Annotated in this window: 13 protein-coding genes; 4 read left to right on the forward strand and 9 right to left on the reverse strand. The window is 65.2% G+C overall.

Features of this window, described 5'->3' with window-relative positions; translation table 11 throughout:
• The first annotated feature begins 209 nt into the window (after nt 1–209).
• On the forward strand, nt 210–725 hold the full coding sequence (locus ACXJ7R_RS14580) for a TIGR00645 family protein (RefSeq protein ID WP_457152446.1): 516 nt from the start codon (nt 210–212) through the stop codon (nt 723–725).
• Between the two features lie 108 nt (nt 726–833).
• On the opposite strand, the gene ACXJ7R_RS14585 is transcribed toward ACXJ7R_RS14580, so the two are convergent.
• The 3 genes from ACXJ7R_RS14585 to ACXJ7R_RS14595 form a co-directional block, all read right to left on the reverse strand.
• The gene (locus tag ACXJ7R_RS14585) at nt 834–1700 is read right to left on the reverse strand and encodes an SDR family oxidoreductase (RefSeq protein ID WP_457152447.1); all 867 of its coding nucleotides are present in this window, start codon (nt 1698–1700) and stop codon (nt 834–836) included.
• A gap of 110 nt (nt 1701–1810) precedes the next feature.
• Nucleotides 1811–2455, reverse strand: coding sequence for a response regulator transcription factor (locus ACXJ7R_RS14590; RefSeq protein WP_457152448.1), 645 nt, complete (start codon nt 2453–2455; stop codon nt 1811–1813).
• Nucleotides 2456–2463: 8 nt separating this feature from the next.
• Nucleotides 2464–3336, reverse strand: coding sequence for a S1C family serine protease (locus ACXJ7R_RS14595; protein WP_457152449.1), 873 nt, complete (start codon nt 3334–3336; stop codon nt 2464–2466).
• Nucleotides 3337–3550: 214 nt separating this feature from the next.
• Here ACXJ7R_RS14595 and ACXJ7R_RS14600 point away from each other — a divergent pair, with 214 nt between their 5' ends.
• Nucleotides 3551–4498: a S1C family serine protease gene (locus ACXJ7R_RS14600; RefSeq protein WP_457152450.1), complete on the forward strand. Its 948-nt coding sequence runs from the start codon at nt 3551–3553 to the stop codon at nt 4496–4498.
• Here ACXJ7R_RS14600 and ACXJ7R_RS14605 read toward each other — a convergent pair.
• Both ACXJ7R_RS14605 and ACXJ7R_RS14610 read right to left on the reverse strand, forming a co-directional pair.
• A complete protein-coding gene (locus tag ACXJ7R_RS14605; RefSeq protein ID WP_457152451.1) occupies nt 4461–5405 on the reverse strand; it encodes an arginase family protein in 945 nt (314 codons plus the stop codon). The genes ACXJ7R_RS14600 and ACXJ7R_RS14605 overlap by 38 nt on opposite strands.
• Before the next feature lie 107 nt (nt 5406–5512).
• Nucleotides 5513–5929 (reverse strand): VOC family protein, encoded by a 417-nt coding sequence (locus ACXJ7R_RS14610; protein WP_457152452.1) that lies wholly within the window; start codon nt 5927–5929, stop codon nt 5513–5515.
• A gap of 66 nt (nt 5930–5995) precedes the next feature.
• On the opposite strand from ACXJ7R_RS14610, the gene ACXJ7R_RS14615 reads away from it, so the two are divergent.
• Nucleotides 5996–6625, forward strand: a complete 630-nt coding sequence (locus ACXJ7R_RS14615; protein WP_095090997.1) for a TetR/AcrR family transcriptional regulator — start codon at nt 5996–5998, stop codon at nt 6623–6625.
• Here ACXJ7R_RS14615 and ACXJ7R_RS14620 read toward each other — a convergent pair.
• Nucleotides 6555–7517: a LysR family transcriptional regulator gene (locus tag ACXJ7R_RS14620; protein WP_457152453.1), complete on the reverse strand. Its 963-nt coding sequence runs from the start codon at nt 7515–7517 to the stop codon at nt 6555–6557. The genes ACXJ7R_RS14615 and ACXJ7R_RS14620 overlap by 71 nt on opposite strands.
• Nucleotides 7518–7630: 113 nt before the next feature.
• Between ACXJ7R_RS14620 and ACXJ7R_RS14625 the strand changes: the two genes are divergently transcribed.
• Nucleotides 7631–8266, forward strand: a complete 636-nt coding sequence (locus ACXJ7R_RS14625; RefSeq protein WP_457152454.1) for an FMN-dependent NADH-azoreductase — start codon at nt 7631–7633, stop codon at nt 8264–8266.
• Nucleotides 8267–8320: 54 nt separating this feature from the next.
• Here ACXJ7R_RS14625 and ACXJ7R_RS14630 read toward each other — a convergent pair whose 3' ends face one another.
• From ACXJ7R_RS14630 to ACXJ7R_RS14640, 3 genes are all read right to left on the reverse strand, one after another.
• Nucleotides 8321–9547: an ROK family transcriptional regulator gene (locus ACXJ7R_RS14630; protein WP_457152455.1), complete on the reverse strand. Its 1227-nt coding sequence runs from the start codon at nt 9545–9547 to the stop codon at nt 8321–8323.
• Between the two features lie 114 nt (nt 9548–9661).
• Nucleotides 9662–10684, reverse strand: a complete 1023-nt coding sequence (locus ACXJ7R_RS14635; RefSeq protein WP_457152456.1) for an SIS domain-containing protein — start codon at nt 10682–10684, stop codon at nt 9662–9664.
• A partial coding sequence (locus tag ACXJ7R_RS14640) for a BadF/BadG/BcrA/BcrD ATPase family protein (RefSeq protein ID WP_457152457.1) occupies nt 10685–11590 on the reverse strand: 906 nt, incomplete at its 5' end.

Raw genomic sequence — 11590 nt, forward strand, 5'->3', positions numbered from 1 at the left:
CATTAGCGCCTGCACATTGAATAGTGGGTTCACCTACCCCAGATTCTTGACAGGGCGTTCCCTGCCCCGTCCCGACTCCAGCGGGACGCATTGAGCCCCGCCGGTCCCTCACCGGCGGGGTTTTTTGTCTTGCAAACAGGGACGACCTGACCGAAATACGAGCCACCACCTCGCGGCCCACTATCCCAAGAGAACCCCGGAACCACTCCATGAAGCGTCTCGAACTGGCCATCGAATCGATCATCCTTGCCTCGCGCTGGCTGCTGGTCGTTTTCTATCTCGGGCTGGGCGTGGCGCTGGCAATCTATGCGCTGTCCTTCGGCAAGAAGCTCTACGAGTTCGTCACCGTGGCGTTGACGCTTGGCGACACCGACACGATCCTGAAGATGCTGGGGCTGATCGATGCCGCACTGGTCGCCTCGCTGGTCGTGATGGTCATCATCTCGGGCTACGAGAACTTCGTCAGCCGCTTCGACGATGAAGACGGTGGCGTGCATTGGCTGGGCACGATCGATGTCGGTTCGCTGAAGGTCAAAGTTGCCTCGACCATCGTTGCCATCTCTTCCATCCACCTCTTGCAGGTGTTCCTCAACTCGTCTTCCTATTCGACCGACCAGTTGATGTGGCTGACCATCATCCACCTCGCCTTCGTCGTCTCGGCCTTCATGCTCGCCTATATCGACCGGCTGATGGGCCTGAGCAAAGGCAAGAAGGACGAGGCGTGAGGTGACGCCTGCTGGCGTTGAATCAATCCAGCAGGATCGGCGCCCTATCGCCTTGCATAAGCAGGATTTTCCGCAGCTCAAGGATTGGCGGCTAGCGGCCTCGAGCCTCTAGTAGATCCGCTTGATCTTCGTGTCCGTCCGCGCAAACACCTCGTCCGGCACGAAGAAGTCGCCAGCCAGCGGCCCGGTCGCGCCCGGCGCATAGATGGACAAATCGCTGACGCCCTCGGCGCGCAGCACCTCCTCGTCGATATAGAAATTGCCGGTCGCCTCGCGCGATGGCCGCATGAAGATCGCATGCGCGGCATCGGCCATGATGTCGGGCGAACGGCTCATCGCCGCCACAGTTGCGCCGCCGAGCAGATTGCGCACCGCCGCCGTGTCGATGGTCGAGATCGGCCACAGCGAATTGACCGCGATGCCGTCCTTTGCGAACTCGGCGCTCATGCCCAGCGTGCACATTGACATGCCGAACTTGGCCATCGTGTAGGCGACATGGTTCTTGAACCATTTGGCCTCCATGTCGAGCGGCGGCGCCAGATTCAGAATGTGAGGATTATTAGCCAACTTCAGGTGCGGAATGCACATTTTGGAGACCAGGAAGGTGCCGCGCGTATTGATCTGGTGCATCAGATCGTAGCGCTTCATGTCGGTTTCCAGCGTGCCGGTGAGTTGGATGGCGCTGGCATTGTTGACGCAGATGTCGATGCCGCCGAACTTTTCGACGGTCCTTGAAATCGCCTCGGCAACCTGTGCTTCCTCGCGGATGTCGCACAGCACAGGCAGCGCCTTGCCGCCGGCCTGCTCGATCTCTTCAGCCGCGGTGTAGATCGTGCCCGGAAGCTTCGGATGCGGCTCGGCGGTCTTGGCGGCGATCGTCACATTGGCGCCGTCACGCGCGGCGCGCAGCGCGATCGCCAGCCCGATGCCGCGCGACCCGCCGGAGATGAACAGCGTCTTTCCCTTGAGCGACATTTCCTTGCGCCTCCCTTGCAACACAGCAGGCGCGAACCTTTGCGCGGCAGGCGACCACAGCGCAAGGTCCGACGCGCTGGACGTCGAGTTACGCTGCGTAGGGTTTGTGACTAAACCAGCACCAGCCCCTGGCGCATCGCGATGGCGATCGCGTCTGTGCGGTTGGCGGCACCCAGCTTGATCAGGATCGCGGCAACATGGAACTTCGCCGTGTGCACGGAAATGTTCAGCCGCCGCGCGATCACCTTGTTGGGTGCGCCCTCGGCCAGCAGCGCCAGCACTTCCGCCTCGCGCGGCGACAGCGAAGGCCGGGCGGCGTGCTCGTCGGAGGCTTCGTCGTCAAACGGCTCGCCATCGCCGGCCTCGCGATCGCTGGCATGGAAATCCTCATGGCGCCCGCGTCCGCCATCGCTCGTTACGCGATAGCCGGCCGCCGCCAGCCGCGCTGCCGCGGCGATCAACAGATCGTCCGCGCCCGCAGGCATTACGGCCAACACCTCGCCGGCAGGCCGCTCGCCGCTGCCCGACAGCAGCACCCGTGGCGTGGAGGCCGGCACGGCATCACCGCTGGTGTCGTCAACGATGGCGACATCGGCCGTGCCGCCGCCGGCCACGACAGGCAGCAGGTCTTCGCTCGCGGCAAACGACGCAGCCAGGCGCTCGGCGCGTGCCGCGTCGCCAAGCGCAATCAGCACCACCAGCCGCCGCGAGGCGGCACCGTCATGCATGATCGGGTCGCTGGTGATCGTGTCCATCACTCCTCTCAGGAAAGCGGCTTTTCGCCGATCGTCAGCGCGACATCGCGCTGTTCGCCGCCGCGCACGACACCGAGTGTCACGGCAACGCCGGCGCTGTCAGGCCCGAGCCTGCGGATCAGGTCGCGCGGGCCATGCACGGCCTCGCCATTCCATGCCACGATGATGTCGCCGAGCGAAAGACCGGCGGCCTTGGCCGGGCCCTCGTCGTCGAGGCTCATCACCATCGCGCCATGCGCGTCGCGGTCGCGCACCGGGTGCAGCCCGGCGCCGAGATAGCCGCGCGCGACGTGACCCTTTTCGCGCAAGGTCGCAACCGCCCGCTCGATCGTCTCGTAAGGCATCACCAGTGCCCGGTGGCGCGGCCCGAACAACAGCATGCCGATCAGCGCGCCCTTGGCGTCGAGCACAGGACCGCCCTCGAAACGGCCGCCGGCGCCGATGGCAAGATTGATGCGCCGGTCGATGGTGCCGCCGCGCATCGAGCGCCAGGCCGGGCCGACCTCGCCGACAGAGCCCGACACGGCCAGTGCCGAACCCTGGCTGTTGCCGATGGCGATGGCGATGTTGCCGGGCCGTACCGCATCGGCCTTGGTAAGTGCAGGCGCTGTGCCCGCATCGGCCGGCTTCAGCAGGGCGACGCCGGTCGATGGATCGCGGCCGATGAGTTCGGCCTTCACCGTCTTGCCAGAGGCCAGCGTCAGCTCGATCTCCTCGCCAGCCTCGACGGCTTCCTCGGCGGTGACGAAATAGCCGTCGCTCCAATGGAAGGCGCTTGCCGTGCGATGATGATGCGTGACGAAACTTGCAATTGCCGGCGCCGCCTTGGCGGCGAGATCGGCGATGGCCTGGGAAAACGCGCTCAGATTGAAATCGCTCATGTTGGTCTCCTGGGTTTCTTCATGCCCCAGATATCGCTCGGCAGCGCGCTTGGAGGTACTCGMCTGACGGCTAGTTGGCGGTTTGACTGGCCATCTGGTCAGGTCGCGACGGTTCCAGCCGCTTCGCACATATAGTGCGTGTCGCGCAAAAGTGCTCAGCGGTTTTGGGATAACGACACGCACAGGAAAAAGCCTGAAAACACGGAGCCCGCCAATGGCCCTCGCCGCCGCCAAACTCCAAACCGACGACACGCTGCTCGACGCCTATTCAACGACGGTTGCCGACGCCGTCGACCGCATCGGCCCCGCCGTCTGCCGCATCGAGCGTGTTGGCGGTCAGGGCGGCCATGGCTCCGGCTTCGTCATCGCGCCGGACGGACTGGTCGTCACCAATTTCCATGTCGTCGGCGACGCCAAGACGGTGCGTGTCTCGATGCCGGACGGCGCCTCCAGCGAGGGGCGCGTGCTTGGCCGCGACCCCGACACCGACATGGCGCTGGTGCGTGCCGACGGCAGCTTTGCCGATGTCGCCCCCCTTGGCGATTCCAAGCGGCTGCGGCGCGGCCAGATCGCCATTGCCATCGGCAATCCGCTCGGCTTCGAATGGACCGTCACCTCAGGCGTCGTCTCGGCGCTCGGCCGCTCGATGCGCGCCTCCACCGGGCGGCTGATCGACGATGTCATCCAGACCGACGCAGCGCTCAACCCCGGCAATTCCGGCGGGCCGCTGGTGTCTTCGGCTGGCGAGGTTATCGGCGTCAACACCGCCATGATCCATGGCGCGCAAGGCATTGCTTTCGCCGTCGCCTCGAACACCGCCAATTTCGTCATCTCTGAGATCATCCGCTTCGGCCGCGTGCGCCGAGCCTTCATCGGCGTCTCAGCCGACACGACGAACCTGCCGCGCCGCGCAGCCCTTTTGTCGCAAGTCTCGACCAGCACGGCGGTGCGGCTGCGCAGCGTCGAGAAGAATGGCCCGGCGGCGAAGGCCGGCCTGAAGGAAGGCGATATCATCGCCGCCATCGACGGCCGCCCGGTCACCGGCGTCGACGATTTGGTGCGCCTGCTCGACGCCGAGCGCATCGGCCGCGAGACGTTGTGCACCGTCGTGCGCCGCACCGGCGTCAGTCAGGTGACGGTGACGCCGGTGGCGCGCAGCTGAGGTCTCGCTGCTCGAGCACCCGCCCAAGCAGCGACACCAGTAGCGCCGCCAGTTCGCCGGTCGGGTCGAGGTCGGGATCGAAGATCGTCATGTCCATGCCGATGCAGGCAGGACCGGCAACCAATGCGGACAGGATAGCGACGAGATCGTCGGGATCGATGCCGGGACTGCCGGGCGAATCCACCGCCGGCATCACCGTCTGGTCGAGCACGTCAATGTCGAGATGCAGCCAGTAGGGAGACCGCGCCAGCGTTGCCCGGGTCTTTTCCAGCACCCTCGCCACGCCAAGCTCGCGCGCGGCAAAGACGTCGATCAGCGTCATGGCGGTGGAGTTGATGTCCGCCCAGGCGAAGTCGGCATCACGGCTCTCCCGTTCGCCGATCTGGATCACCCGTTCGTCGGCCACCAACGGCCCGGCAATGCCAGGCCACTCGGTCAGGAGCGGTTCGCCGCGCCCGGTGGCGAGCGCGAGATCCATGCCGGCGGCCGAGCCGAGCGTGGCATCGGCATCGTAGTTGCCGGGATGACGGAAATCGCTGTGACCGTCGACATGCACCAGGGCCAGTGGACCGGACCGCCGTGCGGCCGCCAGCGCGCCAAGCAGGATCGAACAATCGCCGCCGACGATCAGTGGAAATTCGCCCTGCCCGATCGTGGCGGCGACAAACTCGGCAAGCTCCAGATTAAACCGGCGGATCGCAGGGCCATTGCGCAGTCGGGTGCCAGGCTGCGGTTCGGTGCCGTAGGCGGGCCGTTCGAGATCGACCACCTTGGCGGGAGCAACCACCTTGACCAGGCCGGCCTCGCTCAGCGCCTGCGGCGCCCGCCATGTCCCTGGCACATGGCCGGGCCGGAGCGGGCGAAGACCAAGGTTGGACGGGGCGCGGATAAGGCAGATTTCACGCATGGAAGAGCCTAGGTTTGCCAAGCCCACCATAGGCCGCGAATGCCCGCCAGGTCACGCAGCCGGTGCCGCCGCCCATCTCTGCCGACAGTTCCTGCCAGCGACCCCATTCAGGCACCCTCGGTAAATTGCGCCTGAAACTCCGGGCTCGGCGGGATCGGCTTGATCACGTCGATCAACACGCCATTGGGGTCCTTGGTGATGAAATGGCGCTGGCCGAAGGGTTCGTCGCGCAGGCTGCACAAGATCGGCAGGCCGGCGGCGGTGATCCGTTCGTAGACAGCATCTGGGTTCCTGACCTCGAAATTGATCAGCAGACCAGACGTGCGGCCCCGCCCTTCTTCTGGGATCGTTTCATGATCGCCATGGACGATGCCAAGATTGACGCGGCGATCATCGGCAGATTGCAAATGCACGTACCAGTCGCTCTCGAACAGCGGCTTGAAGCCTAAATGCTTGATATAGAAAGCCTTTGTGGCGGCAACATCGCCTGTCATCAGCACCGGGTAGTAGCTCGTGGTCTTCATCTTTCCTTCTCCCGTCAAACAACATACAGTCTGCATGTAGATTGAATTAACATACAGGCTGCATGTATGCAACGAGAATCCGCGCGCCGTTCCAACCGCGACCGCACCGAGGCGACGCGCGCCGACTTGATCGCCGCGGCGCGCAAATTGTTCACCGAAAAATCCTATGCCGAGACCGGCACCCCCGAGATCGTGGCAGCCGCAGGCGTCACGCGCGGCGCGCTCTACCACCACTTTGCCGACAAGCAAGCGCTGTTCGCCGCCGTGGTTGAACAGGAAGCGGCAGTTGTGGCTGACGAAATCGAGCGCGCCTCGCCGCCCTCGTTGTTTGCCCGCGACGCCCTGATCGCCGGTTCGGACGCCTATCTCGTCGCCATGCGCGCGCCCGGCCGCACGCGGCTGTTGCTGCTTGACGGGCCGGCCGTGCTTGGCCGCGCCGCCATGGACGCGATCGACAACCGGCATGGCAACCGCTCGCTGCGCGAGGGGCTTGTCGCGGCGATGCGGGCGCAGACGATGACGAGATTGCCGGTCGAGGCGCTGACCGCGCTGCTGGCTTCCGCCTTCGACCGTGCGGCCCTGGCCACCGAGGCCGGTGAGTCAGCCGAAGACTACCGCACCGTGCTCATGGCGCTGATTGATGGGCTCTCTCCAGGTCCTCCTCGTCAGGTACCTGGCCCGGCTCGAACTCGTTGAAGCAGCCGAGCTGGCGTTTGAACTGCTCGATTAGCCAGGCCGCCGCCGGCTTCGGGCTGCTGTCGTTGCGATGCATGGCAAACAGTGGCGAGTTCGCCTCCCTGAAAGGCTCGAGGTCGAGTTCCACCAGCCGGCCGCTGGCCAGGTCGTCGGCGATCAGCCAGCGCGGCAGCCCGCCCCAGCCCAGCCCCTCGCGCATCAGCATATGCTTGGTGCGCATATCCGTCAGCCGCCAGGTGCGGTAGGCGAAGACACCGAAGTCGCGCCCCTTGGTGCGTTCGGACTGGTCGGTGACGACAAGCTGGATGTGTTCGCGCGCATCCTCGATTGCGACGGGCTTCGGCAGCAACGCCAGCGGGTGACTTGGCGCGGCAGCCAGCACGATCGACATGAAGCCGATGCGCACAAGATGCACATCGTCGACTTCGCCCAGCAGGCCGCCAATGCCGAGATCGGCCTGCCCGCTGACGACGTGATCCGGGATCAACCCCAGCGAGCCTATGTGCAGGCGCAGCGTCACGGTCGGGAACTGGGCCTCGAATGCCTTCAGCACCCGAACCAATACTGGCGAGGGCAGTGCCGCATCGACCGACAGCGCGACTTCCGCCTCCAGCCCCTGATGGTAGCCGTCGGCTCGCGTGCGGATCCGCTGCAGCACGCCGACCATGCGTCGCGCATCCTCCAGCATCGCCCGGCCGATCTCGGTCAGTTGCGGCTCGCGCGTGCCCTCGCGCTCGAACAGCTTCAGTCCGAGCTGCGCCTCGAGATTGGCGATGCCATAGCTGATGACGGATTGCGCGCGGTTGAGCTTGCGGCCGGCGGCCGAGAAACTGCCGGCCTCGGCGACAGTCAAAAAGACCTGAAGTTGATCGAGCGTCGGGTTGGGCTGCATGACCATATCCACTTCATAGATGGAAAGTATAGAAAATATGCCAGTTTTTCAAATGGGTCGATGGCCCCATATCCAGCGGGACAAATTAATCCAACCCCCTGGAGAGCCCCAAAATGTCTATCCTTCTCGTTACATCGAGCCCCCGCGGCACTGCCTCGCACTCGACCCGCATTGCTACTGAATTCGCTGAAAAGCTCCTCGCTGCCGATCCGTCGAACACGCTTGTCGTGCGCGACCTCGTCGCCAACCCGTTGCCGCATATCGACGCCGACTATTCGACCGGCATCTACACCCCGGCTGAAGCCCGCACCCCGCGCCAGGCTGAAGTCGTCGGCGTCTCCGACGTTGTGCTCGACGAACTGTTCGCCGCCGACACGGTGATCCTCGCCACCGGCTTCATCAACTTCAACATCTCCTCGACGCTGAAGTCTTGGGTGGATCACATCGCTCGCTCCGGCAAGAGCTTTGCCTATGGCGAGAACGGCCCCAAGGGCCTCGTCACCGGCAAGAAGGTCTATATCGTGCTGGCTTCGGGCGGCATTTATTCCGAAGGCGCGGCCGTGCAGCTCGATCACGCCATTCCCTATCTGCGCGGCGTGCTCGGCTTCCTCGGCATGACCGATGTCGACGTCATCCGCATCGAAGGCGTCGGCATGGGCCCTGACGCGGTGACCGCCGCGCTCGCCAAGGCGACCGCCAAGGTCGATGCCGTGGTGGCGGCCAGCCAGCAGGTCTCTGCGGCCGCTTAAGCCATCAATCGTCAAATTTGAAAGGCAGGCGCCTGGCGCCTGCCTTTATTGTGGTCAGGCGTCCTTTGCCTCAGCGACAATATCCGTCGTGTCTTGCGCGATCTCGGGCAAAGGCGGCAACACCACAGCCGGATGCCGGCCTTCGCGCAGCATGAGCCCGAGACTGTAGTCGACGGCCAGCTTCATCGCACCAAGCGCGGTGCCGCCGTCTCCCAGCGAACTGACGGCGATGCGTGTCGGCCACGCAAGGTCTGCCGCGACGCGCTCGACGTTTTCCGTCATCAGCGGGTTTCTGCCAACGCCGCCGCCAAGCACGATCAGGCCGGGGTCGAGCATGCCGATGCAGCCGGCCGCCAGTCTGCCGATATCGGCGGCATGACGCTCGACAGCCGCCAGCGCAGACGCCGAACCCTCCCGGGCGCGCGCGAACAGATCCTTGGCCGAGTCGGGCGGCGCGCCTTCCTGCAAGGGCCAGCCGACACGGCATCGCTCGATCAGCGCCCGCGAGCCGAGATAATGTTCGAGCCCTTCACGATAGGGCGTCTCGTTGACGGACCACGGAAACGGCATGCGGCCGATTTCGCCGGCGGCGCCGCCGGCGCCGCGAAACAACCGTCCCTCGGTGATGAAGCCAAGGCCAACCCGCACGCCAACTTGCAGGAAGGCGAAGGTCTGGTGGCCCTGCGCGGCGCCGTAATGCATTTCGCCAATGGCGGCGCAGTTGACGTTGTTTTCCAGGATGATCGGCACTTCGACATCGCGCCGCAGCAGGCCAAGCACGGCCGACGGTCCGCCCGGCCGGTCGAAGCGGTCGTTGGAAACGATACGCGGCACCGCCACGGCAACGGCGCGGAGCGCACGAAAACTCTTGCCCACCTTGCCCATGGTGGCATGAGTAACCGACAGCACGATGGCGCCGACCTCGTCGGGATGGCTGGATTTGGCCTCCGGTATCGGCTCTTCCGCCGCCGACAACGGCTGCCCGTCCATCGAATAAGCGACAGCGCGCACCTGGGCCGCGCCGACATCGACGCCGATCGCATAGCCCGCGCCCGGACCGATGCCATAGATGGTTGCCGTGCGGCCAATGGCGCCGCGCTCCAGCCCGCGCGAGGCGACAAGCCCCAGTTCGCTCAATTCCGAAACCGCGGCCGACATGGTCGGCTTCGACAGGTCGAGCATCGCTCCGAGCTTCGGCCGCGTCACAGGCCCATGCGCGGCGAGCACACGCAGCACGGCGCGGGCACTGTCGGTCAGATTGGGGATTTCCGCAGCCGCCATCTCTGCCTTTCGAGCTTTGCCCTGTCCGCGAGAGCGAACACCGCCGCGACTCACACCTCTTCAATGCCTCATTGCCGGGCGGTTTGGCAATTTTCTCGATAATTGGCGGGCACGTCAGACTTCGGTCGGCGACCAAGGCTTCAGCTTGATATCGGTCTGGCGGTAGCGGAAAACGATATCTGTGAGGCCAGCGGCATCCTGCATGTCGCCGACGATAAGCTGGATGGCGATGATCTCCAGGATGGCGTCGGCGATGGCGTTGCCAAGGGCGGGAATGGAGATCACCACCAGCCTGTCTGCAGAAGCGACATCCGTCCGCCGCGTCACCAGCACCGAGGGGCAGCCGAACCCGGCGACATCGGTGGCGATCTTGACCTCGCGGCCGTCGCCGATGGCGATCAGTCCGGTCGCCGCATCCTGCGATTCCATCGGCCCATGCAGGTAGTTCAGCGTGTCCCATCCCGATGCCGGTACCCGAACCGCCTCACGGATCAGCATCGCCGCCTCGCCGGCATTGGCGAAACTGACACCTGCGCCGACGATATCGATGGATGTCCTGCCCTGCAGCAGCCGTGCCGCATGGCCGGCCGCCTGCTCGGCACCGGAAAGAACAGTGGCGACCGCGATTGGCAAACGCGCCCAGTCGAAGCTGTTGCCGGCGAGCCTGTCGATCAGCATGCCAAGCGCCAGCAAGGTGCCGGTATAGCCAGTCGAACTCGCACCATTGTCGGCGCCCGAATCCGTGGCAAGCACGGCGCCGGTCAGATCAGCCAGCGGATTGTCGCTGCCACGGCATACAGCCAGCCGCGGTGCCTCCGACGCCTCTTGCATGACATCGGAAATTTCGCGGCTCTGCCCCGAGGCCGAAAGCGCGATGAAGGCATCCGCTGCGGCATCCGTGTGGCCATAGAGATCGGTCGGCGTGTAAGCGAAGGCCCGCATGCCGCACGCGCGCAGATAAAGCGCCCCGGCAAAGGCGGCCTGATAGCTGGCGCCAATGCCGGCAAGCCCGATCGCCTTGCCGGCAAGGACGTCGACATCGAGACCATCGAGCGACCTGGCCACTGAACGCCTGCCGATCTCGAGACTTTCCGTCTGGCGCGCCACCGCCTGGCGGTAGCCGATACGCTTCATCATTCAAACGGCTCCGATTTGTGAGGACACACCTTGGCCGGCAAGTAGCCGCCTGGCCAGCGCGACCCCGCCGAGCACCGGCGGTTCGCGTAGTAACAGCACCTTGCTCCGTGGCGAGACTTTCGCCATGGCATCGACGAATGCCGCCATCAACATCGGCTGCTCAGATATGACGCCACCGCCGGCCACGACAAGGGCCGGATTGGCGCCGCGCTCGATCAGCAGTTCGACCAACGCGGCAAGCCCTGCCCCGCCTTCCCTGATCACACGGACAGCCAGCGCCGAGCCGGCGATCGCCGCGTCGAACACGGCATTGGCATGGCGGCCCCAGACCGCCGCGCCGCGCGTTTCGTTGAGCAGGATGCCAAGCTTGGTCTGGTCGTCAGTACCAAGTTCGCGCATCAGCGCTCCAATCAGCGGGTCGCTGGCATCCTCGCCACGGTCGAGCGCGCGGCGGATTGCCTTGGCCGCCTCACGCACAAGGGCAGGCGCGCTGCCTTCGTCACCGAGGATCCAGCCCCATCCGCCGGCAGCCAGCATCTTGCCTTCAGCCGTGCGTGCGACCGCAATCGAGCCGGTGCCCGAGACGACGCCGATGCCGTCGACATGGCCAGCGGCGGGCACCATCAGTTCGGCATCGTTGACGACCTGCACCGCGCCGCCGGTCCTGGCCGCCAGCAGCGCCTGGAAGCGAAGGCACTGTTCACCCGTGTCGCAGCCATGTGCGCCAACCGCCAGGGCAGCGGGCGCCATGCCGCCACACAGATTGACGACGATGCCGGCCAGCTTCGTGGCATCGGCCTCCATCTCACGGATGCGCCAGGTCTCGGTCACCAGCACCTCGTCGGCGATCGTACGTTCGCCCAGGCACACCATGATGCGCGTCTTGGTGCCGCCGATATCCACGCC

This window comes from Mesorhizobium sp. P5_C1, assembly GCF_054049815.1.